A 26,932-nucleotide genomic window follows, 5' to 3' on the forward strand; every position below is an offset into this window, starting at 1 on the left:
GCGTCACGACGCACCGATAGTGAATATTTATACAAGCCTATGCATATACTTGCAGTCAGCGTTCGATAGAAAGGGCAGAACATGAGTGACAAGAACCGCATCGTATTGGCCTACTCCGGAGGCCTGGACACCTCCGTGGCCATCCCGTACCTGAAGGACCGCACCGGCAAGGACGTGGTCGCCGTCTCGCTGGACGTCGGTCAGGGTGGCGAAAGCCTGGAGACCATCAAGGAGCGCGCGCTGGCCTGCGGCGCGGTCGAGGCCTACGTCGTCGACGCCCGCAACGAGTTCGCCGACGAGTACTGCATGCTGGCGCTCAAGGCCAACGCCATGTATGAAGGCGTCTACCCGTTGGTCTCCGCCATCTCCCGCCCGCTGATCACCAAGCATCTGGTGCGCGCCGCCCACCAGTTCGGCGCCGACACCATCGCCCACGGCTGCACCGGCAAGGGCAACGACCAGGTGCGCTTCGAGGTGTCGATCCAGTCCATCGACCCCACGCTCAAGGCCATCAGCCCGATCCGAGACCTGTCGCTGACCCGCGACGTGGAGATCGCCTACGCCAAGGAGCACCAGCTGCCGATCGTGCAGACCGAGAAGAGCCCGTACTCGATCGATCAGAACGTCTGGGGCCGCGCTATCGAAACCGGCTTCCTGGAGGATCCGTGGAACGGCCCGACCAAGGACTGCTACGCCTACACCGACGATCCGGCCTTCCCCCCGGTGGAGGACGAGGTCATCATCGAATTCAAGCAGGGCATCCCGGTGAAGATCGATGGTCGTGACGTGACCCCGCTGCAGGCCATCGAGGAGATGAACCGCCGCGCCGGCGCGCAGGGCATCGGCCGCATCGACCTGATCGAGGACCGCCTGGTCGGCATCAAGTCCCGCGAGCTGTACGAGTGCCCGGGCGCGGTGGCGCTGATCACCGCCCACCAGGAGCTCGAGAACTGCTGCCTGGAGCGCGAACAGCACCGCATCAAGCGCGACATCGACAAGCGTTGGGGCGAGCTGGTCTATGACGCGCAGTGGTTCTCCCCGGCGGTCAAGTCGCTCAACGCGTTCATCGAGGACACCCAGCAGTACGTCTCCGGCGAGATCCGCATGATCCTGCACGGCGGCCGCGCCGTGGTCACCGGACGCCGCTCCGAGACCTCGCTGTACGACTACAACCTGGCCACCTACGATTCGGGTGACAGCTTCGACCAGAACGCCTCCAACGGCTTCATCGAGATCTACGGCCTGCCCACCCGCGTGGCCGCCGCCCGCGACGTCAAGTTCGGCAACGGCATCGAGGTGCCGGACAACACCGTCGAGTAATCGATCCCATCACGTCCTCCCTCCGGCGACATCCCGCCGGAGGGAGGACTCGTATTAAGGTGGACATATGACTGAACAGAACGAACATCTTGCACTGTGGGGCGGCCGGTTCTCCTCCGGTCCCTCGCCCGAGCTCGCCAGGCTCTCCAAATCCACCCAGTTCGACTGGCGTCTGGCCGATGATGACATCGCCGGGTCGCGCGCCCACGCGCGGGCGCTCGGCCGCGCGGGCCTGCTGACCGCGGACGAGCTCAACCGCATGGAGGACGCCCTCGACGAGCTGCAGCGCCGCGTGGACTCCGGGGCGTTCGCGCCGATCGAGGACGACGAGGACGAGGCCACGGCGTTGGAGCGTGGCCTGCTGGAGATCGCCGGGGACGAATTGGGCGGCAAGCTGCGTGCGGGGCGTTCGCGCAACGACCAGATCGCCTGCCTGATCCGCATGTGGCTGCGCCGCCACGCCCGCCGCGTCGCGGGGCTCACGCTCGACCTGGTCAACGCGCTGATCGCTCAATCCGAGCAGGCCGGGGACGCGGTCATGCCCGGGCGCACCCATATGCAGCACGCCCAGCCGGTGCTGCTCGCCCATCAGCTCATGGCCCACGTCTGGCCGCTGCTGCGCGACGTGCAGCGCCTGGTGGACTGGGACGCCCGCATCGACGCCAGCCCGTACGGCTCCGGCGCCCTGGCCGGCAACACGCTCGGTCTGGACCCGCAGAACGTGGCCGTGGAACTCGGGTTCTCCCGTGTCACCGACAATTCGATCGACGGCACCGCCTCGCGCGATCTGGTCGCCGAGTTCGCGTTCGTGGCGGCCATGCTCGGCGTGGACATCTCGCGTCTGAGCGAGGAGATCATCATCTGGAACACGCAGGAGTTCGCGTTCGTGCGGCTGGATGACGCCTACTCCACCGGATCGTCGATCATGCCGCAGAAGAAGAACCCGGACATCGCCGAACTGGCGCGAGGCAAGTCCGGCCGCCTCATCGGCGACCTGACCGGTCTGCTGGCCACGCTCAAGGGCCTGCCCACCGCGTACGCGCGCGATCTGCAGGAGGACAAGGAGGCCGTGTTCGACCAGGTCGACACCCTGGAGGTGCTGCTGCCCGCCTTCACCGGTATGGTGGCCACGATGCGCTTCGACACCGACCGTCTGGCCGCCGAGGCGCCGACCGGGTTCGCGTTGGCCACCGACATCGCCGAATGGTTGGTGCGCAACGGCGTGCCGTTCCGCCACGCGCATGAGCTCTCCGGCGCCTGCGTCAAGATCGCCGAGGAACGTGGCCAGGAGCTGTGGGACCTGACCGACGATGACTTCATCACGGTATTCGAGGGATATCTGCCCGCCGACAAGGCCCCGCAGGTGCGCGAGGTGCTCTCCACCGAAGGCTCGGTGGCCGCACGCCGCGGCAAGGGCGGCACCGCACCCGAGCGCGTGCGCGAGCAGATCATCGACGCCAGGTCCAAGGCCGAGTCCCTGCACGTCTTCGCCGTCTCGATCAGCGACGGCCCGGCCTATAAGCCCGAAGGCTCGCTGGTCTGATGCACGGCGCGTTCGCCAAGGTCGCCCGGCGTTCCATCCGAGGTTCGCTCGGTCGGTTCTTGGCCATCATCGGCATCGTGGCGCTCGGCTGCGGTTTCTTCGCTGGACTGCAGATGAGCGGCCCCGACATGCGTGTGGCCGCCGACCGGTATTACGACGGCACGCATCTGTGGGACATCCGGCTGATATCCACGCTCGGGTTCTCCGATGACGATGTGGAACGCGTGCGGGATATCGAGGGCATCGCGGATGCCATGCCCTCGATATCCACCGACGTGATGATGCAGACGGGCGACGAACAGACCGCCGTCCGCGTCTCCCTGCTGCCGGACGGCGCGTCAGATGGCGAGACGTCCGACGGCGTGACCGTCGCCTCCGATGACGACGGTTATCTGAACCGTCTGCTGCTGCGGGACGGCCGATGGCCGGCGGCGGAGGACGAATGCGTGGTCTCCGCGGACGCCCCCAACGGCAAACCGGCGATCGGGCAGACCGTCCGCGTGCTCTACGGCACCGATGCGTTGGATGAGACGTTGGATAGCCGCGAATTCACTGTCGTCGGCACCGTCAGCTCCTCGAACTATCCGTACACGGTCAGCTTCGGGTCGACCACGCTCGGCTCCGGCATGATCGAACAGTACCTGTACGCGCCGCGCGCCGCCTTCGCCGCCGACGCCGCGTACACCGAGATCTACGCCACCGTGGAGAGCGCGGACGCCCACGAAAGCGGATCCGACGACTACGAACAAGCCGTGACCCGGGTCGCCGACCGCATCGAGCGGAAGACCGACGCCCTGGCCGACGCTCGTCTGGACGACATCACACGCCCCCTCCAGCAGGAGCTGGACGAACGCCGCACCACCTATGAGGGCGAACGTGATGCGGCGCTGGCGCAGCTCGATGCGTCGGCGCAACAGCTCGACGCCGTCGCGCAGCTGAGTCCCGGTGACGGCCAGATCGCCGCGGCCCGCGCGCAACTCGGCCAGCAGCAGGCCCAAGCCGAACAGCAGTTCGCCGATGCCGAGGCGCAGCTGGCGGACGCGCAGGCCGAAATCGACGCCATGGAGCCTCCCGAACTCTATGTGCTCGACCGCACCCAGAGCGAGGGCGCGGCCAGCTATCAGGCGGACAGCGAACGCATGGACAGCATCGCCGACGTGTTCCCAGCCATGTTCTTCCTGGTGGCCGCACTCGTGGCCCTGACCACGATGACCCGCATGGTGGAGAACGAGCGCATCGAGATCGGCACTTACAAGGCGCTCGGCTACGGCACCGGCACCATCGCCTGCAAGTATCTGACGTACGCGGCCGCGGCGAGCGTCACCGGAGCCGTCATCGGCATCGCCGCGTTGAGCCAGGTCCTGCCGTATATCGTCATGCAGGCGTACGCCATCATCTACGCGGTGCCCACGCCATCGTTGCCGTTGCCGATCCAGCCGGGTGCCGCACTGCTCTCCGGCGGTCTGGGCGTCGGTGTGACCCTGCTGTGCACCTGGTTCGCCGTGGTGTCCAGCCTGCGCGAGACCCCCTCCCGGCTGATGCTGCCGCGTCCGCCGAAGGCCGGCAAGCGCATCCTGCTCGAACACGTCGGACCGTTGTGGCGGCGGATGTCGTTCTCCTGGAAGGTCACCTGCCGGAACATCTTCCGCTACAAGCGGCGTTTCCTCATGACCCTCATCGGCATCAGCGGCTGCACGGCGCTGATGCTCGTCGGCTTCGGCCTGCATGATTCGATTTGGGACATCATCGACAACCAGTTCGGGACGATCCAGCACTACAACACCGTCGTCAGCTTGGACGCGAACGCGACCGACGGGGATCTCGAATCGGTGCGGCGCATGCTGCGCGAACATGACGCCACCGAACTGACCCGCGTGGATGTGCAGAACATGCAGGTTGCGGGCACGGACGACGCCGACCCGTTGGCCGTGCAGGTCATCGTCCCGCAGAAGGCGGCGGCGCTGTCCGACGTCATCACTTTCCGCGAGCGCGTGGGTCACACCTCGGTTGCATTCGACGACGACGCAGTGCTGGTGACCGAGAAGGCCGCCGCCACGCTCGGCCTACATGTCGGCGACGAGCTGACCCTGTACCGGCAGGACGGCATGGGCAACGCCACGGGCGGCGGCGCACGGGCGCGGATCACGGGCATCGTGGAGAATTACGTGGGCAATATGGTCTATGTGGGGCCCGAAGCCTGGCGGCAAGCCGCGGCGCAGGACGACGGGATGGACGTCGAGCTCGCGTACCGGACCACGTATGCGGTGACGCCGGACGGCCAGCGCGCCAGGGACGACCTGTCGGCCGCCCTGCGCGAGGTGCCGCATCTGTCCACGGTCGGGTTCTCGGCGATCTCGATCGAGACGTATTCCACGATGTTGAGCTCGATCAACCTGATCGTGGTGGTGCTCATTGTCTCGGCCGCGGCGCTGGCGTTCATCGTGCTGTACAACCTGACGAACATCAACATCGGCGAACGCGTGCGCGAGATCGCCACGCTCAAGGTGCTGGGATTCACCCGCGGCGAGGTCAACGCCTACATCTTCCGGGAGATCGCGATCCTCTCGCTGGTCGGCGATCTGTTCGGATTGGCGCTCGGCACCTGGCTGGAGGGATTCGTCATCACCACGGTGGAGGTGGATGTGGTGATGTTCGGGCGGATCATCCATCCGTTGAGCTACCTGTACGCCTTCCTGCTCACTTTGGTGTTCAGCGGCGTGGTGGTGCTGGCCATGCGCGGCCGGCTCGACAAGGTGGATATGGTGGAGAGCCTTAAATCAGTGGACTGACCGCGATGCGCCCCGAATGGGCGGTTTCTGCCGCAAAAGGGGAACATTCGGGCTGTTTGCGGTGAACACGGCCGCCGATGCAGTCCATACTGAGGGTGGGCATGGATGGATCCATGCCCAAAGGAAGAGAGCTTTCGGGAAAGGAACCATTGTGACCTCCTCCAACCAGTCCGTGTCCGCGGAACGCGGCGCACTCAAGGTGTTCGGCGTGCTGTTCATCGTGCTGGGCGTCGTCTACCTCATCTCGGGCGGCGTGATGATCGCCGGCGCGCGCGTGGTGGACACCACCCAGACCGTGGCCGTCGCCGATGGTCTTGACCTCAACGTAATGGTGTGGAGCCTCGCCCTGGCCATCTGGTGGCTGATCTCGGGCCTGTTCTACATCGTGTTCGGCGCGCTGGACATCCGTGGCGCCAAGAACCCCGCCAAGATCGGCGTGTTCATGGTACTCGCCTGGATCCTGGCCATCGTTGGCATGATATCCGTGGTGCTCAGCCAGTTGCTCGGCGCCTCCGTGAACTGGCTCGGCTGGATCGTGTTCGCGGTCACCATCGCCGCCGCGATCTACGCCACCAAGATCCGCAAGGACGCCAGGAACGCCTGAGCGCCGTACGCCGGTCCCGTCCGGCCGCATATCGTGCCCGACGGCGGACCGGTGTCGCATACAATCCGGAGGCCTCTCCCGAACGCCGGGAGGGGCCTGCGGCGTTATATGTGGATGTCTGCATCGTGAACATGCGGGATGCACGGCAACGACGACGCGGTATTGTATGCCCCAACCGACTGCCGGATCGAAAGCGCTACCATGTTCACCACCACGTCATTGGACACCATTCAACGGGTCGCCGCCTCAGGCGCATACACCATCGCACCCGTCAGCCGGGAGATCCTGGCCGACGACATCACGCCGATCGAGGCGCTGCGCGCGTTCAGGGCCGTATCCGACCGCTGCTATCTGCTGGAATCGGTGGTCGGCCGCGAACGGCGCGGACGGTACACCTTCCTCGGGTTCGAACCGTCGCTGGCGGTGACCTGCACCGACGGGTGGATGACCATCGGCGACACGACCTTCCACACCGACGACCCCTCCGCGCGGATTCGGGAGATCCTCAACCGGTACCGCAGCCCGCGCATCGAGGGCATGCCGCCATTCACCGGCGGCCTGGTCGGCTACTTCGCCTTCGAGTACCTGAAATACGCGGAGCCGACGGTCCGGCGTGACGTGGACAACCCGCACGGGCTGCGCGACCTGGAACTCATGCTGTTCGACAAGGTCGTGGCCTTCGACAACGTGCGCCAGACCGTGACCCTGATCGTCAACATGCCGCTGGACGGCGACCTCGAAGCCGCATACAACCAGGCCGTCACCGAACTCGACCGGCTCGAACGGCTGCTGCGCGAGGGGGAGCGGTGGCGGAACGGTGAAGGACGGCTGACCGGGCCGATCACGGCGCTGTTCAGCCGCGACCAGTTCCGGGCCATGGTCGAACGCGCCAAGACACACATCCACGAGGGCGACATCTTCCAGATCGTGCCGTCCAACCAGCTGAGCGCCCCGTTCGAAGGCAGCCTGCTGGACACCTACCGGGTGCTGCGCGTCACCAACCCCTCGCCGTACATGTTCTACCTGTCCGGCACCGACATCGAGATCGCCGGCGCCTCGCCGGAAACCCTGGTCCGCCTGGAGAACGGCGTCCTGCACACCTTCCCGCTGGCGGGCACGCGGCCGCGCGGCACGAGCGACGAGGAGGACCTCCGGCTCGAACGGGAACTGCTCGCCGACCCCAAGGAACTGGCCGAACATAACATGCTCGTCGATCTGGGACGCAACGACCTGGGGCGTGTCAGCCGGTTCGGCTCCGTGCGGGTGGAGCGGCTGCGCGACATCGAACGCTACTCGCATGTCATGCACATCGCCTCCAACGTGCGCGGCGAACTGCGCGAGGACTGCGACGCGCTCGACGCCATCGCCGCGGTCCTGCCCGCGGGCACGCTCTCGGGCGCCCCGAAGATCCGCGCCTGCCAGCTGATCGGCGAGATGGAGGGCGTCAAGCGCGGCGTCTACGGTGGGGCGATCGGCTATCTCGACTTCACCGGCAACATGGACGTGTGCATCGGCATCCGCATCGCCTTCGCGCAGGACGGCCGTGTCTTCGTGCGCGCCGGCGCGGGCATCGTGGCCGATTCGGTGCCCGACAACGAATACCAGGAATGTCTGAACAAGGCCGGCGCCACACTGGACGCGCTGCGGATCGCGGGGGAGGGAATGCGATGATCCTGCTCATCGACAGCTACGACAGCTTCTCATACAACCTGGTGCAGGCGATCGGATCGATCGACGCCGACATCCGCGTGATCCGCAACGACGAACTGACGCTGGACGAGATCCGCGCGCTGCACCCCGACCGGATCGTCCTGTCCCCGGGGCCGGGACGACCCGAGGACGCGGGCGTGATCGTGGACGTGGCGCGCGAAATGAACGGCACGGTGCCGATGCTGGGCGTCTGCCTCGGCCACCAGGCCATCTGCCAGGCGTACGGGGGCACCATCACCTACGCGCGCCGGCTCATGCACGGCAAGCAGTCGCCAACCGAACTTGATCCGCACTGCCCGCTGTTCGCAGGATGCGCACCCAACGTGCCGGTCGCACGGTATCATTCGTTGGCCGTTGACCCATCCACGTTGCCACCGGAACTCAAGGTGACGGCCACCGCTGACGACGGCGAGGTGATGGCCGTGGCCGACGTCCGCCCCGGGCGTGCCCCCGTCTACGGGGTCCAGTTCCACCCCGAATCCATCATGACGCCCGACGGCATGACGATGTTGCGCAACTTCTTTTCCTGAACCGAAAACGTTTCCGGGCTTGAGCAGTTCCGCACCGCGTATGTCCGGTACGGAACCGCTCAAGACACCCGCATAACGGTGCGGCACCATGGCATGAGGGCCGCTGACGATGACGACGGGGGTACTGGGCGGGATTCATCCGGGCGGATGAATGCCGGTGACCCCGGCTGCACATACAATCGGGAACGGAAGGACAATCGACCGCGCTCCTGCGCCGCAATCGTTGGGGGAACAACCATGCTGACACGACGGCAGATCCGCATGCTGGTACACCGGCATGGCCGGGAGATCATCGCGCACGAGAACATGATGATCGAACGCCGCTGCTACCAGCACGGCGCCGTGACCACCTTCGCGCATTCGATCCGCGTGGCCTGCCTGGCCGTATGGATGGCCGACCGGCTGCGGCTGTGGCGGCGCGTCGATCTGCGCTCGCTGATCCGCGCCGCATTGCTGCACGACTATTTCCTCTACGATTGGCACGACTGGGACAACGGCGAACACCGGCTGCACGGCTTCACCCACGGGCGCGCCGCCCTGGAGAACGCGATGCGCGACTTCGACGACCTCAACCATGTGGAGCGTGACAGCATCGCACGGCACATGTTCCCGCTGACCCCGCTGCCGCCGCGGTACATCGAAGGGTATCTGGTCACGATGGCTGACAAGGTGAGCGCCACCCGCGAGACCCTGTCCCCGGACCGGTTCAGCAAACAGCCGAAGGCGCTGGGGCGCGGCGTTGCGGTCCGTCGGCCTGCGCTGCCGTCCGCGGCGGCCCGGAACCGTCGCGGTTGAGGGCGCTTATGCTTGCCGTCGAACACCTGTTCCTGTGGTTCCTGTTCTACTCGTTCCTTGGTTGGGTCTACGAGTCGATTCTGGTGTCCGTGCAGGAGCGCCGGTTCGTCAACCGCGGCTTCCTCAACGGCCCGCTGTGCCCGATCTACGGCACCGGTGCGGTGCTGGCCAGCCTGTTATTGGGCGGGCTATCCGGGCATCCCGTGTTGCTGTTCCTCGTATCCGCGCTGGGGGCGAGCGTGCTGGAGTACGCCACGTCGTGGGCGATGGAACGACTGTTCCACGCGCGATGGTGGGATTACACGGATTTCCGCTTCAATCTCAACGGGCGCATCTGCCTGCTGGGAGCCGTGGTGTTCGGTCTGGGTGGCGTGGTGATCGTGCGGATCATCCAGCCGCAGGTGGAGTACTGGACGGGACTGATGCCCCTGCTGGTGGTGCACTGGCTGTCGATTGTGTGTCTGCTGCTGCTGATCATCGACCTGACGGTCACGGTGGTCGGCATCGCGCATTTCGACGACAGCCTGGCCGCGTTCACCGATATCGTGCAGGGGTACGCGGCGAAGGCCGGCGACCATTGGCAGTGGGGCCGCGACGCGCTGCGCGGCAGGATCCATGACTGGGCCGAATCCTCGCAGGAGGTGCTGTCCGGTCTGCGCGACGTGGCCGCGCTGATGCTTAACGAACAGCAGCGCCGCATGATCGAGTCGTTCCCCCACTTGAAGTCCGTGAACTACGACCGCGTGCTGGAAACCATCCGCGAGCTGCTGCGCCGCGACTGAGGGATCAGTCAACTGCGCTGTGTGGCTACGGCTTGCGGTACCGGAACCAGCGGAATGGTGGAATCCACCGCGGGCGCGGATATGGTGTCCGAGCCCTTGTAGTCGGTGATGCCGGCGCCGGTGTTGGGATGCTGCGTCGAATAGACCTGGTCGCAGCAATAGGCGACCAGCAGCACGGCGGCGACGACCGTCAGCACGCGCGCGTTCGCCCGGCGCAGCAGATCGTCAAGCGCCGGTGCCAGCAGGTAGACGATCGCCAGGCCGCCCAGACCGAAGGTGAGCAGGCCCTCGGCGCAGATGCGGCCGTTGAGGTTTAAGAAATACCCGGTGTAATCCCACCAGCGCTGGCCATCGTGCGTGACCTCCAGATACCAGGAGGAGAAATACTCGATCGCGCCGCACAGCGCCATCGCCGCCACGAATTCCAACGCCGGCCTGCTGCGCAGTTTCTTGAGCAGCACGAGGATGGCGATGCCGCCGGTGCCGTAGATCGGCAGCCAGGGCCCGTGCAGGGTGCCGCGATTGACGAACATGCCTTCGGTGATGAAGGCGAGCGTGACCTCCCAGATCCAGCCGACGAAGCAGAAGATGAAGAACATCATCACCAGGTTGAGCACCGTGTAGCTGCGCGTGGCATCCGGGCCGGAGATCCGCTCCACCTTGGTGCGGATCGGGGCCGGGGCCAGCCGCCCGGGGTAGCAGCGGCCATCCAGGATGTCCTGCGCGTGGTCGAGCGCATCCATCTGCGCCTCATGGCGCTGCCAGGCATCCACCTTGCCGTTGCGGCGCAGCGTGATGCCGAACCAGTCGGCCAGCAGCCCGGTGAACCCGGTCGGGCGCTGCGCGTGCTCGCGGGATGTGGAGGCGATCGCCTCCACGGCGTCGGCGTAGACGACCTCGACCGTCGCGCGGTCGGGACGGACGAACAGCGCCTCGTCGCACAACCGCTCGCTGCCCTCCACACCGTTGCTCTTGGACAGGGCGCGCAGTCGCGCATAATACTCGGCGAAGAACGCGGCCTGATAGCCGTTGAGCCAGAAGATGCCGACCAGACCGAACGTCAGCGCGCTCAGGACATGCCAGCCGATGAACGACAGCTGCATGATGAAGCACTCCCACTTGTGCCCTTTCATCATGCGGCGCGACAGGGTGATCGCCTCGTTGGCGCCCATCGTCGGATTCTCCGCCATGATGTACGGCACCAGGAAATAGGAATAGGATTTCACGAATATGCCGACGATGGTGAACGACCACAGGATCAGATATAGCGTGGTGAGGAACATCGTCCAGGCCATATGCGGCCAGCGGCCGGTCTGAATCGGGTAGAGGAACCGGCGCAGCGGCACCTGCTCGTAGGTCCGGGCCTCCAGCATGATGCGCCGGATGACGATCGTGTAGGTCTCCTGGATGAACAGCCAGCCGAAGACGTACACGATGAGGCTGATGACGATCAGCGCGATGATGCCGGCGTTGGGCGACCGCAGGATCGAACGGGCGGCATCCGAGATGGTCAGCAGGATGCTGCCGGAGGAGAAGGAGTTCAGCACCGAGGCGAAGACGCCGCGGGAACGGCCGAGCATGGCGATGGTGTCGGCGTCCCGGATGTTCCGCTCGTTGCGTGCCACCTCATCGCGGACCTGATCCTCGTTGCCTGTGGCCATCTGGCCGAGCATGGTTCCGAGCCGCTCGGCGGCCTGAACCGCAACGGTCGGCTGCGCCATGGTCGGGTCCTCATAGGATTCTACCCACAGCGACGAAGTGTATTCCACCCCGATGAGCGCGGCGATCAGGCACATGACGACAATCAGCCAGTAGTGGCGTTTGAACACACCCTTGGCCGCGGCCTTCATGGCCCTGCGGTCCATCACGGCATTCTTCTCCCTTTCGGTCATATCCTCCACAGTATCAGCAGCCCGCAGTGTCGGCCTCTGCTGTCAGACTGGGAACGCCTGAAACCACAGGCGCCAATCCGATACAACTCGATAGGGAGATGGAATAGCAATGGCTCACGTCATCGACTTCAAGGAGGCCGGGTTCGACACCCTCCTCGATGAACTGGAATGGCGCGGGTTGATTTCCCAGTCCACGGACCGGGAGCGACTCGCCGAGGCACTGAACGGTGAGCCGATCACGTATTATTGCGGCTTCGATCCGACCGCCCCCTCCCTGCACATCGGCAATCTCGTGCAGCTGATCAACATGCGCCATCTGCAGGCGGCCGGACATCACCCGATCGCGCTGGTCGGCGGCGCCACCGGTCTGATCGGCGACCCGCGCCAGTCCGGCGAGCGCACGCTCAATCCCAAGGACGTGGTGGCCCAGTGGGCCGAACGCCTCAAATCCCAGATTGGAGGCATCCTGGAGACCGAGGGCGCCAACCCGGTCCGGTTCGTCAGCAACTACGAGTGGACCGCGAACATGACCGTCATCGACTTCCTGCGCGACGTCGGCAAGAACTTCCGCTTGGGCACCATGCTGGCCAAGGACACGGTGGCGCGGCGTCTGAACTCCGAGGACGGCATCAGCTTCACCGAATTCAGCTATCAGGTGCTGCAGGGCAACGACTACCTGCACCTGTTCGACGAGTACCGCTGCACGCTGCAGCTGGGCGGTAACGACCAGTGGGGCAACCTGACCTCCGGCCTGGACCTGATCCACAAGGTGCGCGGCGTGGACGTCAACGTGTTCACCAGCCCGATCATCACCGACGCCCAGGGCAAGAAGTTCGGCAAGTCCGAGGGCAACGCCGTGTGGATCGATGGCACGATGCTCAGCCCGTACCGCTTCTACCAGTTCTGGTTCAACCGTCCGGACGTGGAGATGGAGAGCCTGCTCAAGGCGTTCACGTTCCTGCCCAGGGCTGAGATCGAACGTCTTGTCGAGGAGAGCCGGACCAACCCCGGCGCCCGTGAGGCGCAGCGCACGCTGGCGTGGGAGGTGACCAGCTTCGTGCACGGCGAGGCGGCCACGCAGGCGGCGATCGATGCTTCCGCGGCGCTGTTCGGCCGCGGCGGCGACCTGGCGTCCATTGACGAGGCCACGCTTGAGGCCGCACTGGACGGGTTGAAGGTGGAGAACGAGGACGGTTCCAAGGACTTCGCCCGCGTGGCCGTGGGCGATCGCGTGGCCGAGGCCGGTGTGAAGGCGGGACTGTTCAAGTCGATCTCCGAGGCGCGCAAGACCATCAGGTCCGGTGGCGTGTACCTCAATAACGTGCGCGTAGATGACGAGGAGCAGGTGCTGGGCGAATCCGACCTCCTGCAGGGTCGGTTCGCGCTGATCCGCCGCGGCAAGAAGGCGCTTGGCGTGGTGGCGGCCCGCTGACGATTGACATTTCCGATCCATGACGGTGTCCCGCCGTTGAGGCCCCGAGGGCCGACGCGGCGGGACACCGTGCGGTTCGGGCAACGATGTAGGCTATCGGTAACGATGAACGGCCGTTGACAGCAGCGGCGGATGAAAAGGAACGACATGGCAGAAGGCAACAACAATCACGCTTCGCACGGTGGCCGCTCGTACGGCGGCCGCAAGCCCGGCTCCGGTCGCCCCGGCAATCGCGGGGGCAAGGGGTTCAAGCCGCGCGGCAACGGCGGCAAGAGCTACGGCGACAAGGGGTTCAGGCCGCGCCGTCACGACGATAACGGCGGTTACCGCCGTCGCGATGACGCCCAGCATGGTTCCGGTGACGGCGAGCGCCGGTTCCACCGCGACGGTGAACGTCATTACAACGGCGAGCGTCGGTTCCACCGTGACGGTGAACGCCGTTACAACGGCGAGCGCCGCTACAACGGTGATCGCCACTACAATGGTGACGGCGAACGCCGCTACAACGACGGTGAGGGCGAGCGCCGGTACGGCAACGGCGGCCATCGCAACGGTCAGGGGGGCGGCAACCGTTCCTTCCACCACGGCAACGGGCAGGGCAACCGCTCCGGCTTCCGCCGCAACGGCCAGCATGGCGGCGACAATCCGCGCTACCGTGACGGCAGGCGCGATGGATTCCGCGACCAGAACCGTCCGTATCATCAGAACCGCCAGGACCGCCCGTATCACCGCCATGACGAGCAGGCCCGCGACGAGCGTCGGGAGTTCACCCCCGAGGAGAAGCGCCAGTACCGCGAGGCCAAGCGCGGCGAGTACATGTCCAAGCCGCGCCGCAATTCCGACGGCACGATGAGCTTCCCCTCGCAGAACCCGTACACCGACCGTCGTCCGGGCGAACCCAAGATGCCCAAGGGTCTCGAATGGTCGATGCTGTCCAAGGACGAACGCGAACGCATGCGCGGCCTGTCGAAGGAGCACGCCGAGAACGTCGGCCTGCATATCCTGGCCGCGTACGCGCAGGAGGAGAACGATCCGGAGAATGCCCTGGCGCACGCCAAGTGGGCCGCCAAGCAGGCCTCCCGCATCGACATCGCCCGTGAGACGCTGGCGTTCATCGCCTACCGCCAGGGCGACTACAAGTTGGCGATGCGCGAGTTCCGCACCGCCTACCGCATGAACGGCTTCCTGGACTACCTGCCGTTCATCGCCGACTGCGAGCGCGGCGTGGGCAACCCGAAGAAGGCCGTCGAACTGGCCATGTCCGACGACGCCAAGTATCTGCGTGGCGAGGCCAAGGCCGAGATGTTCCTGGTGTACGCCGGCGCCCTCGGCGATCTGGAGATGTGGGACAAGGCCGTGCAGATCGTGCACACGCTGGGCCGTTCCAAGGGGCTGGCCGGCGCCTACCGCATGCGCGCGATCCAGGCCGAGCAGTACTTCCTTGAGGAGGCCGGGCGCACGGATGAGGCGGCGGCCCTCGACACCATGTTGGACAAGTTGGAGATGCAGTACGCCGACGTGGACGAGGACGAGACCGACGAGGACGTGCTGATCGACTACGATTTGCAGACCATGTCGGAGGATCTGATGGAGGACCTCGGCATCACCGCCGACGACGCGCGCTTCGCCCCGGATGACGAGGCCGATGAGGGCGAGCATGGCGAGGACCAGTCCGATGAGCCCGACGCCGACGACGCCTCGGATGACGACGAGTCGGAGGACGACGGCTTCACCGTGGACGACGAGGTGCGCGAGATCCTGACCGACGCCGGCATCGACGATGACGACGCCGAATCCGACGACGAGAGCGAACTGTCCGCGCAGGAGGCGCAGGACGGCGCCTCGTCCGCCGTCGAACCGGCGACCGGTGAATCGGACGCCGAACAGCCGCAGGACGACTCCGTCGAACCCGCCGCCGACGAGGACTGACCGGCATGCCGGAATACCTCCACGGTGCCGACCGTCCGCTGGCCGAAACCTACGCGCTGGCGTTGCTGGATCTCGACGGCGTGGTCTACCGCGGCAAGAACCCGGTGGACCACGCCTCCGACGCCATCAGGCGCGCCGAGCAGGCGGGCATGACCATCGAATACACCACGAACAATTCATCGCGGTTCCAGTCCGTGGTGGCCGACCAGCTGGTCGGATTCGGGCTGAGCGTCGAACCCCGGCAGGTCATCACCTCCTCGGTGGTGGCCGCACGCATGGTCGCCCGCGCGGTGCCGCGCGGCGCGAAGGTGCTGGTGGTGGGTGCCGAGCATCTGCGCGAGGAGATCGCGCGGCAGGGGCTGACCATTGTGGAGCGCGCGGAGGATGATCCCGCCGCCGTGGTGCAGGGCTGGTACCCCGATATGACCTGGAACCAGCTGGCGCAGGCGGCCTTCGCCGTGGAGCGTGGCGCCGCCTATTACGTGACCAACCGCGATCTGACCATCCCGCGCGAACTGGGCATCGCCCCGGGCTGCGGGTCGATGGTCCAGGCCGTCGTCAACGCCACCGGCGTCCAGCCCCTGTCCAGCGCCGGCAAACCGGAATCGGCCATGTATGACGAGGCACGGCTATTGGCGGCCGCCGACGGCGCGGAACCCGTCCGACGGGAGCTGTGCCTGGCCATCGGCGACCGGTTGGACACCGATATCGAGGCAGGCAACCGCGGCGGATACGACTCCCTGGCCGTGCTGACCGGCGTGACGAACCCGCATGAGCTGATGCTCGCCCCCCGGCACCTGCGGCCGACCTTCATCGCCCGCGACCTGCGGGCGATGAACAAGCCGATGCCCGCGCCACGCCGCGAACCGGACGGCCGCTGGGTATGCGGACGGTGCGAGGCCGCCATCGACGCTGCGGGCCGACTGACCGTGAACGACGTGACGGCCATGGATGCGTTGCGGGCGGCATGCTGCGCCGCCTGGGAGGCGTCGGACAACGGACAAGCGTTGGATGCCGACAGCCTACCGGATTTCGACCTCACCGGAGCGGGGGAGTGAACATCACCATGCCGGATGCCGATAGCGAATCGCAGCGGGAGACCCCGACACCGTTGACCGCGCGGTTCCCCGAACTGGCGGAACTCGACGGATTGGACGACGATCAACGCATCGCGGCCTTCCAGCAGGTGCTGGACGCGCTGCAACAGGAGCTCAACGAAAGCCGGGATATCTGATGGGCATCGACAACGGCGGCACCACAATCCCTGACCGTCTGGACGCCGCACTCGTGGCGCTGGGGCTGGTGGAATCCCGTGCCAAGGCGCAACGGCTGATCAAGTCGGGCAAGGTCATGGTCGACGGCGTCACCGCCACCAAACCGGCGCAGACGATCGCCTCCGCCTCGGACATCGCCATCGACAAAGGCGACGACTATGTCTCCCGCGGAGCCTACAAACTAGTCGGCGCATTCGACGCGTTCCGTGCCGCGGGACTGCCGGAGCCGGTCGGATTCGACTGCCTGGACATCGGCGCGTCCACCGGCGGATTCTGCGATGTGCTGCTGCGGCGCGGCGCGCACCGCGTCATCGCCCTTGACGTCGGCCATGGACAGCTCGACCCGCGCATCGCGGACGATCCGCGCATCATCGAGATGAGCGGCGTCAACATCCGCGACGTGCGGGACGGCGATCTGCCCTACCGTCCGCGGATGGTGGTCTCCGACGTCTCGTTCATCTCGTTGACGTATGTCATCCCGGTGATCGCACGCATCGCCGCCCCTGACGCGCATATCGTGCTCCTGGTCAAGCCGCAGTTCGAGGTCGGCAAGGGACATCTGGGCAAAGGCGGCATCGTCGAAGACCCCGCATTGCGCGAGCGGGCGCTGGCGACGATCGTCGCATGCGCCGACGAATGCGGATTGGACGTCGTCGCCACGGCACCATCGCCGATCGAGGGGACGCACGGCAACGCCGAGTATCTGCTATACGCACGCGTGATGGAACGCTGAGCGGCGTTCAGGCCCTGCGGCGCTTGAGATGCGTCTGCGAACAGGTCGGGCAGAACAACGACACATCCGCCGTGCCATCGCCGTCGACATGCGAGGCGTTGCACAAGCGTTCGATCCGGCATCGCTCCGACAACTCCACGGCGTCGGCGTGCAGGGTCACGCATGTCAGGGCATGGACGCGTACCGCATTGCCGACCACGGTGCGGGCGTGACTCGATGCGGTGTACTCGCCCATCGCATGCCGCGTCAGCATCATGCTGTGCAACGGCTCGATGCTCAGCGTATCGGTCCGGACATCCGCGCTCTCGAGCACGCCGTGCAACGTGACCGACGCGGCCGAGATGACCCTGCCGTTGCTCAGGATGCCGTCGACGGCAACATCCCGCGCGCATGCGAGGCGTCCGTCGGCGCGCACGACGCCGACGAAGCGCAGCGTCTGACAGGACAGTCTGCCCGAGACGTGGATCTCGCCATATCCGATGATATTGCGGACGTCCATATCCCCGGCGCACACCATGCGTCCCGCCCTGCATTCCACCGTTCCGCCCCGGCACTCGGCCATGGCCACCACGCCGGCGACCACCAGGGTGTCGAAGACCACCCCCGGGTCGATGACGGTGCGGCCGCGGGCCGTGATTGTGCGGTATCGCCCGGCGGCGACATGACCATCCAACAGACGCAGATCCATGGCGCTCTCCCTACATGACGGCAGCACCGCCGTCACCTTTCGATTATCGGAGCGCGTGCCGCCGATGCAAGCGGCTCTGCAGGTCATCCGTCGTACGGCGGTCGGGGAGCCGCGCCGTTCCGCGGTTTTTCGTTATGCAGGTCCCGGGCGGTGTCATCCGCAGATCAGTTGTTCGATCTGGTTCTGCGTGCCCATGAGGATCAGTTCGTCGTTGCGATGCATGACCAGATCCTTCGACCCGTATTCCAGGTCGCGGTTCGGCGATTTGACGGCGACCACGGTCACCCCGTACCGTTCGTGCACCTGGGCCTCCGCGATGCTGTAGCCGATCAGGTGGTTCGGGGTGTGGATCTTGACGACCGTGTGCGGGCCGGCGATCTCGATGTAGTCCAGGTAATTGCCGGAGACGAGGTGTCCGACGCGTTTGCCGGCGTCGGTTTCGGCGTTGATGATGTGCGTGGCGCCGATGCGTTCGAGGATGCGCGCATGCTGGAGGGACACGGATTTGGCCCAGATGTCGCTGATGCCGGCGTCCAGCAGGTTGCTCGTCACCAGCACCGAGGCCTCCACGCTGTCGCCGATCGCCACGACGGCGGTGGTGAAATCGGTGATGCCGATCTGCTCGACCGCCATCACATCGGTCAGATCGGCCTGCACAGTGGGCAGGATCGACGACCATCGGCTGACCAGTTCGGCATTCCTATCGACCGCGAGCACATCCTGGCCCATATGGTCGAGCGTGGTGGCCACGGCGCTGCCGAACCGCCCCAACCCGACCACCAGCACACTGCGATTGCCGTTCGCCATCGTCCCGTCCCGTTCCTTTCCTCTACGCTCCATGCGGGCCGTGCCCATGCCACCCCAGTACAACGGGGGTTATCCCACGATGATACTTTCCTCCGGATACCGCAGCGCCTCTGTGGCGAGCGGTCGGCTGATCGCGTAGACGACCGACGTCGGCCCGATCCTGCCGGCAATCATCAGCAGCGCGAGGATGACCAGTGTGGCCGGCTCCTCCGCGTTCGCCACGCCGACCGAATAGCCGCCGAGGCTCAGGGCCGAACAGGCCTCGAACAGCACATCGCTCAACGGCTTGCCGGTGACGAACATCAGCGCGAGCGAGGCGGCGAAGGTGAGCAGGGCGAAGATCAGGGTCACGCTGACCGCCATCATCACCACGCGCATGGGCAGACGACGGCGGAAGGCCGTCACGTCGCCGTGCCCGGTCAACGCGGCGCGGCAGGTCAGCACCAGCACGGCCAGCGTGGTGACGCGGATGCCGCCGGCCGTGGAGGAGCTGCCGCCGCCGATGAACATCAGCATGCTCATGAACACACGGGTCGGATCGCTCAGCTCCGGCACCCAGGACAGGTCGAACCCGGCCGATCGGGGCATCACCGCGGCGGACAGCGCGGCCTGGACCTTGACGTCGAGGTCGGCGTCGGCGTACAGCCGCGGGTTGTTCCATTCGACGGCCACGTACCACAGCAGGGAGCACAGCACCAGCGCGAACGTGGTGACCAGCGTGAGTTTGGTGTGCAGCTGCCAGCGGCGCGGAGGGATGCGGTGGCGGCAGGCGCGAGCCAGATTGAGCAGCACAGGGAAGCCGAGCGTGCCGCAGAACGCGCTGAGCAGGATCGGCAGGCCGACGGCCGGATTGTTGACGTGCAGGCCTGCCGCATCCGGCGTGAACCCGGTGTTGTTGTAGGCCGATACCGCGTAGAACAGCGCCTCCCAGGCCGTCTGCCCCCAATCGCCCCTGTTGATGGAGAACAGCCCGGGGAACAGGGCCGCGAACGTGATGCCCTCGATGATGAATGTGGTGGCGAACACCACGGCGAGCACGTCCTTGGTCTCGCCCAACGCCGAGGCGCCCAGCTCGTTGGCGGTGCGCAGCCGCTGCGAGGCGCGCAGATGGCGCGCCGTGGCCAGTATGATCAGCGAGGCGAAGGTCATGACCCCGAGCCCGCCCAACTGTACCGACACCAGGATCACGCACTGGCCGAACACGCTCCAATGCTCGGTGCTGTTGACGATGGGTATACCGCAGGTGGACAGGGCCGACACCGCCGTGTAGAACGCGGTCAGCGGGTCCGTGGAACCGGGGGAGCGCGAGGAGACGGGCAGCGTCAGCAGCACGGTGGCGATGACGACCAGCATGATGAAGTAGATGATGGTCAACCGTCCGGGGTAGGCGAGCAGCAGGTCGCTGAGCACCCGCCTGCGGGTGGAGAGGTCCTGGTCGGGGTCCACCAGTGCGCGCCACAGATCGGTGCCGCGGGGCGTGCGCCGGCGAATCGACGGTCTACGGCTGTTGGATGGCTCCATGCACTGCTCCTTACCGGGAACCGGACCCGCTGCGGCCCGCGGCGCGTCCGTGACGCCGAGTCGGACACATGTTCGGCTGACGGCACCATTGTACGGCGCGGAGGGGCGGCTTCGATTAGGATGGGTGTGGGCGGCCAGAACGCCGCCGCATGGACCTTGAACGGAAGGGGCATTATGGGCAGCGATCGCCGTGCCGTGGTGGTGACGCACAGCCGTCTGCGCGAAAGCGGAACGGTGGTGCCCGAGGCGGTAGATCAGCTGCGTCACGCCGGCTTCCGCGTGACGATCGTCGACAACGTGGCCGCGCCGCGCTTCGGCGGCGACTCGCCGCGCGTGGACCCCGACACCGAGATCGTGGTGGTGCTGGGCGGCGACGGCACGATCCTGCGCGCCGCCGAGCTGGTGCACTGCACCGACGTGCCGATCCTGGGCGTGAACCTCGGCCATGTGGGGTTCCTGGCCGAATTCGAAAGCTTCCAGATGAGCGAGGCGATCCAACGCATCGCCGACCGGGACTATTCGATCGAGGAGCGCATGATCGCGCATACCGACGTGTGGATGCCCGGCGCGGACAAGCCGTTGGAGGACTGGGCGCTGAACGATATCACGCTGGAGCGCGTGGACCGCGGCCGGATGGTGGAGCTGTCCATCCGCGTGGACGACGTGGAGATGAGCTCGTTCGGGTGCGACGGCGTGATCGTCTCCACCCCGACCGGATCCACCGCCTACGCGTTCTCCGCCGGCGGGCCGATCATCTGGCCGAACGTCAAGGCGCTGCAACTGGTGCCGAACGCCGCTCATGCGCTGTTCGCGCGCCCGCTGATCATCGGTTCGCGCTCGACATTCACCCTGGACATCCTGGAGGAGTCCTCCACGAACGGCTGGATCTGCTGCGACGGGCGCCGCCAGCGCGAACTGCCGAAGGGCACGCGCGTTCAGGTGCGCGAATCGCGCAACATGCTGCGCCTGGCCCGCTTGTCCGGCGCACCGTTCACCAGCCGTCTGGTCAGCAAATTCGACCTGCCGGTGGTCGGCTGGCGCGAACAGGCGCGCAAAACCGGCGACGTCCACCACGGGCAGGTCGCGGTCTCCTGGCCGTCCGCGGCCAAAGTCGTGCACAGCGATGACGCCGACCGCTGCTGCGGCACCTGCGCCACCGGGGACACCGGCGGAAGCGAGGTCTGATCCGGCATGCTGGAGGAACTCGAAATCCGCAATCTGGGGCCCATCCGATCGGCCGTGCTGACGCCCGCCCCGGGTATGACCGCCATCACCGGCGAAACCGGTGCCGGCAAGTCGATGCTGCTGAACGCCATCCGACTGATCTCCGGTGCCGCCGCCGACGCCAATCGCGTGTCGTCGGGCGCGGACGCCGCATGGGCGCAAGGGGTGTTCATGGCCGGGCCGCAGACCGCGGCGGCCGCCATCGCCGCCGAGGCCGGGGTCGAGCCGGAGGACGGTGAGCTGTTCCTGGCACGCAGCGTGCCGTCCTCCGGACGTTCGCGCGCCACGGCGAACGGCCGTAGCGTACCCCGATCCGTGCTGGGCCGCATCACCGACGAACTGGTCACGGTGCACGGGCAGGCCGACCAGCTGCGCATCGCCTCCGCCGCCAGACAGCGCGAGTTCCTGGACGCCGTGGCCGGCGACCAGGCGGAACTGGCCTCATACCGACAGGCGTGGGAGGCGTTGGCGGCCATGGACGAACGGCTGGAGAAACTGGCCAGCCAAGAGTCCTCGATCCGGCAGCAGGCCGACTACCTACGCGAATCGATCGAGCGCATCAATCGGGTCGATCCGCAGCCGGGGGAGGACGAGGACCTCAAGACCCGCCGCAGCCGCATCGAGAACGCCGCGGAGATAGCCCAGGGCGTGGGCGGCGCGCTGGGCGCGTTGGACGCCTCGGCGGTCGACGGCGATCCGGACGCATTGGGGGCCTCGGATCTGATCACACGCGCCGTGCAGCACCTGCGCGCCATCCATGTGGAGGGGCCGTTCTCCGATCTGGCCGACCGTCTGGAATCGATCGGCGCGGATCTGTCGGATGTGGTGTTCAGCCTTTCCCGCCAGATCGATATGGAGGAGGGCGTCGACGATCTGGACGCGATCAACGGGCGCATCCACGAGCTCGACGAGCTGACCCGTCGTTGGGGGCCGACCCTGGCCGACGTGATCGCCTGGCGCGACAAGGCCGTGCTGGACGTGGAGGATCTGGACACCTCGCCGGAGAAGCTGGCCGAGCTCCGGCAGGAACGCCGCCGGTTGTTCGAGGACGCGCTGGAGGCGGCCGACAGGCTGTCGTCCATGCGCCGGCGTGCGGCGGGGGAGCTGTCCGCGCGCGTGGGCGAGGAGCTGTCCTCGCTGGCGATGGCCGGCGCGGGATTGGAGATCCGCGTCACGCCACGGGAGGCGGACGAGGCCCGCGGCGGCACGTGGCCGCTGGACGCCAACGGACGCGACGACATCGCGTTCCTGTTCACCCCATTCCCTGGTTCCCCGCAGTTGCCGATGGGCAGAAGCGCGTCGGGCGGCGAGCTGAGCCGACTGATGCTGGCGTTGGAGCTGGTGGCCGCCGAACGCCGCATGGCCGCCGATGGCGATGCCGGCATCGATGCGGACGGTCCGGCCATGACCTTCATCTTCGACGAGGTCGACGCCGGAGTCGGCGGTAAATCCGCCGTGGAGCTCGGACGTCGTTTGGCCCGGCTGGCTCGCGTCGCGCAGGTCATTGTCGTCACCCATCTGGCGCAGGTCGCCTCCTGGGCGGACGCCCAGTTCGTGGTCAGCAAGGGCGGCGACCCGTCCGCCGACGGCGTGTCCACCACCGTGCGCGAGGTGCGCGAGGAGGAGCGTGTGGCCGAGATCGCACGCATGCTCTCGGGCAGCGAGTCGGAGACCTCGCTGGACCACGCGCGCGAACTGCTCGCCGAAAGCCGCCTGGGCTGAGACGGCGGCCCGGACCGCCCGTCGTGCTGCCCGGCTGTCCGGCCCGCCGTCCCCGCTGTCCGACCCGTCGTTACGCGCTTGTCCGAATCGGGGGATTCTTACGTGTGAGCGCTCACGTTCCGGCGCATTCCGTCCGAATCCGGGGAATCGTTCCTGTTCGAATCGGGGGATTCGGACGGGCGGGATGGACTATGCTGGGCGTATGGGCATCAATACGGGTAAGGCCGCCATCTTCGATCTGGATGGCACGTTGCTGGATTCGATGGGCGTGTGGGATCAGGTCGATATCGACTTCCTGGGACGCCGCGGCATCGAGGTGCCGGGCGATTACATGACCAAGGTCTCCGCGATGCAGTTCCGGCAGATCGCCGAATACACGATCGCGCGCTTCGGCCTGGAGGACACCCCCGAGCAGCTGATGGCGGAATGGGACGAGATGGCCCGCGAGGCCTATTCCACCGTGGTCGAGGCCAAGCCGCACGCCGTCGAGTACCTGCACCTGCTCAGGACGTCGGGCGCCAAGCTGGCCGTGGCGACCTCGCTGCCGCCCGCCCTGCGCGACCCGGCGATGGCGCACGTCGGCATCGGCGGCCTGTTCGACGAGGTGGTCAGCGTCGATGACGCGGGCGACATGAGCAAGGAAAGCCCGGACGTCTACCTGCTGGCGGCCGAACGCCTTGGCGTCGCGCCGGCCGACTGCACGGTGTTCGAGGATCTGCTGGTGGGCATCAAGGCCGCCAAGTCGGTGGGTATGGCGGTCTGGGCCATGAACGACGATTCTTCCGCCGGCGATTGGCCCGAGATCTGCGAGGTGGCCGACGGCGTGCTCTTCGACTTCGCCGACGCCCCCGAAATCCTGTGATCGCGGCCGCCGCGCCGACTGTTATGGTCGGAGTTGAACAGTTGGCCCGAAACTGTTATAGTGTTATACAGAACAGTTAATCACTGTTCCGCTAGCACAATCAGAAAGGGGATACGCGGTGAAGTTGATCGTCTCATCCGTGTCCGGAGAACCGATCTACGAGCAAATCAAGGATCAGATTCGAGCGGCGGTGCTCTCTGGCGAGCTGGTCGCGGGGGAGGCGCTGCCCTCCCTGCGCAAGCTCGCCAAGGAGCTGCGGATCTCGGTGCTCACCGTCACCAGGGCGTACAACGAACTGGCCGACGAGGGCATTGTGGAGAACATCCAGGGCAAAGGCACGTTCGTGATGAGCCAGGGGACCGAGCTGATGAAGCGGCGGGCCCGCACTCGCATCCAGCGGATCTTCGACGAGACCTGCACGGCCGCCAAGGCCGCCGACATCCCGTTGCTTGACCTGATGACGATGCTCGAGGCAAGCTACAAGGACCAGTCATGACCACCACACCACCGATGGCGCTGTCCGTCACGGGCGCGACCAAACACTACGATTCCGGCTTCACGCTGGAAGACGTCACCTTCGACCTGCCCGCCGGCTACATCATGGGCCTGATCGGCCCGAACGGCGCCGGCAAGTCCACGCTCATCAAGCTGATCCTCAACATGATCCGCCGCGACGCCGGCCAGATCCAGGTCCTCGGCCTGGACGCGGTCTCCGACGAGGAGGCCGTCAAGGAACAGCTCGGCGTGGTCTTCGACACCAGTTACTTCGTGGACACCTGGAGCGTCGACAAGGTCGAACGCGTCATGCGCGGCATGTACCGCACCTGGCGGCATGAGATCTTCGACGGCCACCTCAGGCGATTCGGCCTGGACCGCGGCAAGAAGGTCAAGGAGCTCTCCCGCGGCATGCAGATGAAGCTCATGCTGGCCGTGGCATTGAGTCACGATGCCCGTCTGCTGATCCTGGACGAACCGACCAGCGGCCTGGACGTGCTCGCCCGCGACGAGCTGATGGACGTCCTCGCTGCGTACATCGAGGACGGCGAACGCAGCGTCCTGTTCTCGACGCATATCACCGCCGACCTGGAGCGCGCCGCCGACTTCATCGCCTACATCACCCGGGGCGAACTGTATTTCACCGGTCCCAAGGACGAGTTCGAGGACTCGTTCCGCATCGTCAAGGCCGGCCTCGATCTGCTCGACCGGCTGCCCGCCAAGGCGTGCGTCGGCGTGCATCGCTACTCCACCGGGTTCGACGCGCTGGTGCGCAGCGAGGACCTGCCGATCTTCCCCGCGGACCAGATCGTGGTCGAACCCGCGTCGATCGACGACATCATCCGCCTGACCAACGTCGGGCAATCCTCGTTGTGGGAGGTGTGAGCCATGCGTGCCGTACTGGTCTCATTCCGCCTGGACATGGCCCGCATCACCGTATCGTCGGCCAGCGGCTTCGTGCCGTTCCTGCTGCCGCTGCTGTTTGCCGTCATCTTCGGACTGGCCGGCAGAACCGCCGGCAACGGCGCCGACTTCGCCACGGGCGGCGTGGTCGGCAGCGTGTTCGGCGTCGGCACGATCCTGCCGATCGGCGCGTTCGGCTACGAATGGCAGGAGCAGCATGCGCGGATGAACGGCATCATCCCCGCCGACCGCACGCACCAGGTCATCGGGCGGTATCTGACGCTGCCGGTGTTCGCCGCCATCATCGTTGCGGAGACGACGCTGGCGCTTGTGATTCTGCATCTGACGGCCTACGGGAGCCTGAACGGTCTGGCACAGGCGCTGACGACGTCGGTGCTGGGCAGCACATGGTCATTCGTGGTGTTCGAGCTGGTGCTGTTCCCGCTGTTCTACCGGTGGAACGACATGCGCAAGGCGTTGCTGTGCGTGGTGGCGTTGCTCGTCGGGCTGGCCGGGCTGGTCACCATGGCGTTGTACGCCGTGCCTGAGGAGGCGCTCGACGAGTTGGGCGACGCCGTTGCGCGGACGCTGTCGAACCCGGGGGTCGGCATTCCCGCGGGGCTGGTGGTCCTTGCCGTCATGACGGCCGTCTCCCTGCCGGTGTCGATTGCATGCCGGCGCAGGAAGGAGTTCTGAGGGCCATGAGGAATGCATCCGTTGCGATTCGCCGCGCGATGCGGCTCGACTACCAGACGATCACCGATTCGGGATTGGTCTCCATACTGGTGACGTTCCTGTTCCCGCTGCTGTTCCCGCTGATCGCGTTCCTGGTCGGCACGGTGGGCGCGCTGGCGTTGTGCCTGACGCTGACCGTCGGGTACTGGGCGCTGTCCGCGGCCGGGCTGTTCGTGAACACCAGCAGCGTCCAATGCGGTCGGCTCAGCGCGCTGATGCCGGTCACTCGGTCCCATCAGGTTGTGGGCCGGTACCTGTCCGCCGGCGTGCTCGGCATGGTCTGCCTGGCGGAGATCATCGTGCAGATCGGTCTGCTGTGGCTGATTGACGCCGTCTGGCTGCCGCTGCCATGGCAGGACGATCCGACACCGGTCTTGGCGCTGCCGACGGGCATGGTCGTGGGCGTGGCGATGGCCGCGTTCGTGGCGATCGTGGCGTTGGAGATGCCGTTCTACTACGCCTTCGAGTTCACCAAGGCGTCCAGCTGGTTCTGGTCGGCCGTGTTCGTCGTGGCCGGTGCGTTCGGCGTGGGCATCATCCTGATACCCGACGAGGTGCTGCATTCGATGGCCGAATCGCTGGCCGCCATGCCCGGCTGGATGTGGGGACTGCTCGGCGTCATCGGCTGCTCGGCGGCGGTCG

The 26,932-nt window shown here is 66.4% G+C and carries 24 protein-coding genes; 20 read left to right on the forward strand and 4 right to left on the reverse strand.

Translation table 11 applies throughout. The annotated features are described in order from the left end of the window. Positions 1-81 precede the first annotated feature (81 nt). From B4C31_RS08675 to B4C31_RS08710, 8 genes are all read left to right on the forward strand, one after another. Positions 82-1,320 (forward strand): argininosuccinate synthase, encoded by a 1,239-nt coding sequence (locus B4C31_RS08675; RefSeq protein WP_043169113.1) that lies wholly within the window; start codon positions 82-84, stop codon positions 1,318-1,320. Between the two features lie 67 nt (positions 1,321-1,387). Continuing rightward, positions 1,388-2,863 (forward strand): argininosuccinate lyase, encoded by a 1,476-nt coding sequence (gene argH / locus B4C31_RS08680; protein WP_291532138.1) that lies wholly within the window; start codon positions 1,388-1,390, stop codon positions 2,861-2,863. Next, positions 2,863-5,652, forward strand: coding sequence for an FtsX-like permease family protein (locus B4C31_RS08685; RefSeq protein ID WP_291532139.1), 2,790 nt, complete (start codon positions 2,863-2,865; stop codon positions 5,650-5,652). The genes argH and B4C31_RS08685 overlap by 1 nt, the downstream gene beginning before the upstream one ends. A 151-nt stretch (positions 5,653-5,803) precedes the next feature. Further along, positions 5,804-6,256, forward strand: a complete 453-nt coding sequence (locus B4C31_RS08690) for a hypothetical protein (RefSeq protein ID WP_291532140.1) — start codon at positions 5,804-5,806, stop codon at positions 6,254-6,256. Positions 6,257-6,457: 201 nt separating this feature from the next. Further along, the gene (locus tag B4C31_RS08695; RefSeq protein ID WP_291532141.1) at positions 6,458-7,927 is read left to right on the forward strand and encodes an anthranilate synthase component I family protein; all 1,470 of its coding nucleotides are present in this window, start codon (positions 6,458-6,460) and stop codon (positions 7,925-7,927) included. Then, on the forward strand, positions 7,924-8,496 hold the full coding sequence (locus B4C31_RS08700; protein ID WP_291532142.1) for an anthranilate synthase component II: 573 nt from the start codon (positions 7,924-7,926) through the stop codon (positions 8,494-8,496). Before B4C31_RS08695 ends, B4C31_RS08700 begins: the two co-directional genes overlap by 4 nt. A 237-nt stretch (positions 8,497-8,733) precedes the next feature. Then, on the forward strand, positions 8,734-9,291 hold the full coding sequence (locus B4C31_RS08705; protein ID WP_291532143.1) for an HD domain-containing protein: 558 nt from the start codon (positions 8,734-8,736) through the stop codon (positions 9,289-9,291). Between the two features lie 8 nt (positions 9,292-9,299). Further along, complete coding sequence (locus B4C31_RS08710; protein WP_291532144.1) at positions 9,300-10,073, forward strand: putative ABC transporter permease; 774 nt, start codon at positions 9,300-9,302, stop codon at positions 10,071-10,073. Positions 10,074-10,081: 8 nt separating this feature from the next. Here the strand turns inward: B4C31_RS08710 and B4C31_RS08715 are convergent, their stop codons facing one another. Next, the gene (locus B4C31_RS08715; RefSeq protein WP_291532145.1) at positions 10,082-11,965 is read right to left on the reverse strand and encodes a DUF975 family protein; all 1,884 of its coding nucleotides are present in this window, start codon (positions 11,963-11,965) and stop codon (positions 10,082-10,084) included. 109 nt (positions 11,966-12,074) lie between these two features. On the opposite strand from B4C31_RS08715, the gene tyrS reads away from it, so the two are divergent. The 5 genes from tyrS to B4C31_RS08740 all read left to right on the forward strand — a co-directional run bounded on the left by tyrS (position 12,075) and on the right by B4C31_RS08740 (position 17,333). Beyond that, the gene (tyrS, locus tag B4C31_RS08720; RefSeq protein ID WP_291532146.1) at positions 12,075-13,397 is read left to right on the forward strand and encodes a tyrosine--tRNA ligase; all 1,323 of its coding nucleotides are present in this window, start codon (positions 12,075-12,077) and stop codon (positions 13,395-13,397) included. 147 nt (positions 13,398-13,544) lie between these two features. After that, positions 13,545-15,326 carry a helicase gene (locus tag B4C31_RS08725; RefSeq protein WP_291532147.1) on the forward strand — a complete coding sequence of 594 codons (1,782 nt, stop codon included), beginning with the start codon at positions 13,545-13,547 and terminating at the stop codon, positions 15,324-15,326. Positions 15,327-15,331: 5 nt separating this feature from the next. After that, positions 15,332-16,384: an HAD-IIA family hydrolase gene (locus B4C31_RS08730; protein WP_291532148.1), complete on the forward strand. Its 1,053-nt coding sequence runs from the start codon at positions 15,332-15,334 to the stop codon at positions 16,382-16,384. Then, positions 16,381-16,560, forward strand: a complete 180-nt coding sequence (locus B4C31_RS08735; protein ID WP_291532149.1) for a hypothetical protein — start codon at positions 16,381-16,383, stop codon at positions 16,558-16,560. Before B4C31_RS08730 ends, B4C31_RS08735 begins: the two co-directional genes overlap by 4 nt. Continuing rightward, complete coding sequence (locus B4C31_RS08740; RefSeq protein WP_291532150.1) at positions 16,560-17,333, forward strand: TlyA family RNA methyltransferase; 774 nt, start codon at positions 16,560-16,562, stop codon at positions 17,331-17,333. Before B4C31_RS08735 ends, B4C31_RS08740 begins: the two co-directional genes overlap by 1 nt. 7 nt (positions 17,334-17,340) lie before the next feature. Here B4C31_RS08740 and B4C31_RS08745 read toward each other — a convergent pair whose 3' ends face one another. The 3 genes from B4C31_RS08745 to B4C31_RS08755 all read right to left on the reverse strand — a co-directional run bounded on the left by B4C31_RS08745 (position 17,341) and on the right by B4C31_RS08755 (position 20,349). Next, positions 17,341-18,021 carry a hypothetical protein gene (locus B4C31_RS08745; RefSeq protein WP_291532151.1) on the reverse strand — a complete coding sequence of 227 codons (681 nt, stop codon included), beginning with the start codon at positions 18,019-18,021 and terminating at the stop codon, positions 17,341-17,343. Between the two features lie 153 nt (positions 18,022-18,174). Continuing rightward, a complete protein-coding gene (locus B4C31_RS08750; RefSeq protein WP_291532152.1) occupies positions 18,175-18,828 on the reverse strand; it encodes a potassium channel family protein in 654 nt (217 codons plus the stop codon). Between the two features lie 69 nt (positions 18,829-18,897). Beyond that, on the reverse strand, positions 18,898-20,349 hold the full coding sequence (locus B4C31_RS08755) for a TrkH family potassium uptake protein (RefSeq protein WP_349679141.1): 1,452 nt from the start codon (positions 20,347-20,349) through the stop codon (positions 18,898-18,900). A 174-nt stretch (positions 20,350-20,523) separates the two neighbouring features. Here B4C31_RS08755 and B4C31_RS08760 point away from each other — a divergent pair, with 174 nt between their 5' ends. The 7 genes from B4C31_RS08760 to B4C31_RS08790 all read left to right on the forward strand — a co-directional run. Further along, entirely contained in the window at positions 20,524-21,534 is a 1,011-nt protein-coding gene (locus B4C31_RS08760; protein WP_291532153.1) for an NAD kinase, read from the forward strand. Positions 21,535-21,540: 6 nt separating this feature from the next. Then, a complete protein-coding gene (recN, locus tag B4C31_RS08765; protein ID WP_291532154.1) occupies positions 21,541-23,295 on the forward strand; it encodes a DNA repair protein RecN in 1,755 nt (584 codons plus the stop codon). 202 nt (positions 23,296-23,497) lie between these two features. Continuing rightward, positions 23,498-24,157, forward strand: coding sequence for an HAD family hydrolase (locus tag B4C31_RS08770; RefSeq protein WP_291532155.1), 660 nt, complete (start codon positions 23,498-23,500; stop codon positions 24,155-24,157). 118 nt (positions 24,158-24,275) lie between these two features. Beyond that, positions 24,276-24,653, forward strand: coding sequence for a GntR family transcriptional regulator (locus B4C31_RS08775; RefSeq protein WP_291532156.1), 378 nt, complete (start codon positions 24,276-24,278; stop codon positions 24,651-24,653). Beyond that, positions 24,650-25,537: an ABC transporter ATP-binding protein gene (locus B4C31_RS08780; RefSeq protein WP_291532157.1), complete on the forward strand. Its 888-nt coding sequence runs from the start codon at positions 24,650-24,652 to the stop codon at positions 25,535-25,537. The genes B4C31_RS08775 and B4C31_RS08780 overlap by 4 nt, the downstream gene beginning before the upstream one ends. Positions 25,538-25,540: 3 nt before the next feature. After that, positions 25,541-26,251: an ABC-2 transporter permease gene (locus B4C31_RS08785; protein ID WP_291532158.1), complete on the forward strand. Its 711-nt coding sequence runs from the start codon at positions 25,541-25,543 to the stop codon at positions 26,249-26,251. A 5-nt stretch (positions 26,252-26,256) separates the two neighbouring features. Further along, positions 26,257-26,932: hypothetical protein (locus tag B4C31_RS08790; protein ID WP_291532159.1), on the forward strand; the 676-nt coding region annotated here is incomplete at its 3' end.

This window comes from Bifidobacterium sp. UBA4282 (genome assembly GCF_002394995.1).
GTDB classification, from domain to species: Bacteria; Actinomycetota; Actinomycetes; order Actinomycetales; family Bifidobacteriaceae; genus Bifidobacterium; species Bifidobacterium pullorum_B.

What these genes read in the sequence shown, in the direction of transcription:
- B4C31_RS08675 (WP_043169113.1), top strand. Translation starts at nt 82, where the DNA reads ATGAGTGACAAGAACCGCATCGTATTGGCCTACTCCGGAGGCCTGGAC.
- argH (WP_291532138.1), top strand. Translation starts at nt 1,388, where the DNA reads ATGACTGAACAGAACGAACATCTTGCACTGTGGGGCGGCCGGTTCTCC.
- B4C31_RS08685 (WP_291532139.1), top strand. Translation starts at nt 2,863, where the DNA reads ATGCACGGCGCGTTCGCCAAGGTCGCCCGGCGTTCCATCCGAGGTTCG.
- B4C31_RS08695 (WP_291532141.1), top strand. Translation starts at nt 6,458, where the DNA reads ATGTTCACCACCACGTCATTGGACACCATTCAACGGGTCGCCGCCTCA.
- B4C31_RS08700 (WP_291532142.1), top strand. Translation starts at nt 7,924, where the DNA reads ATGATCCTGCTCATCGACAGCTACGACAGCTTCTCATACAACCTGGTG.
- B4C31_RS08705 (WP_291532143.1), top strand. Translation starts at nt 8,734, where the DNA reads ATGCTGACACGACGGCAGATCCGCATGCTGGTACACCGGCATGGCCGG.
- B4C31_RS08710 (WP_291532144.1), top strand. Translation starts at nt 9,300, where the DNA reads ATGCTTGCCGTCGAACACCTGTTCCTGTGGTTCCTGTTCTACTCGTTC.
- B4C31_RS08715 (WP_291532145.1), bottom strand. Translation starts at nt 11,965, where the DNA reads ATGACCGAAAGGGAGAAGAATGCCGTGATGGACCGCAGGGCCATGAAG.
- tyrS (WP_291532146.1), top strand. Translation starts at nt 12,075, where the DNA reads ATGGCTCACGTCATCGACTTCAAGGAGGCCGGGTTCGACACCCTCCTC.
- B4C31_RS08725 (WP_291532147.1), top strand. Translation starts at nt 13,545, where the DNA reads ATGGCAGAAGGCAACAACAATCACGCTTCGCACGGTGGCCGCTCGTAC.
- B4C31_RS08730 (WP_291532148.1), top strand. Translation starts at nt 15,332, where the DNA reads ATGCCGGAATACCTCCACGGTGCCGACCGTCCGCTGGCCGAAACCTAC.
- B4C31_RS08740 (WP_291532150.1), top strand. Translation starts at nt 16,560, where the DNA reads ATGGGCATCGACAACGGCGGCACCACAATCCCTGACCGTCTGGACGCC.
- B4C31_RS08745 (WP_291532151.1), bottom strand. Translation starts at nt 18,021, where the DNA reads ATGGATCTGCGTCTGTTGGATGGTCATGTCGCCGCCGGGCGATACCGC.
- B4C31_RS08750 (WP_291532152.1), bottom strand. Translation starts at nt 18,828, where the DNA reads ATGGCGAACGGCAATCGCAGTGTGCTGGTGGTCGGGTTGGGGCGGTTC.
- B4C31_RS08755 (WP_349679141.1), bottom strand. Translation starts at nt 20,349, where the DNA reads ATGGAGCCATCCAACAGCCGTAGACCGTCGATTCGCCGGCGCACGCCC.
- B4C31_RS08760 (WP_291532153.1), top strand. Translation starts at nt 20,524, where the DNA reads ATGGGCAGCGATCGCCGTGCCGTGGTGGTGACGCACAGCCGTCTGCGC.
- recN (WP_291532154.1), top strand. Translation starts at nt 21,541, where the DNA reads ATGCTGGAGGAACTCGAAATCCGCAATCTGGGGCCCATCCGATCGGCC.
- B4C31_RS08770 (WP_291532155.1), top strand. Translation starts at nt 23,498, where the DNA reads ATGGGCATCAATACGGGTAAGGCCGCCATCTTCGATCTGGATGGCACG.
- B4C31_RS08780 (WP_291532157.1), top strand. Translation starts at nt 24,650, where the DNA reads ATGACCACCACACCACCGATGGCGCTGTCCGTCACGGGCGCGACCAAA.
- B4C31_RS08785 (WP_291532158.1), top strand. Translation starts at nt 25,541, where the DNA reads ATGCGTGCCGTACTGGTCTCATTCCGCCTGGACATGGCCCGCATCACC.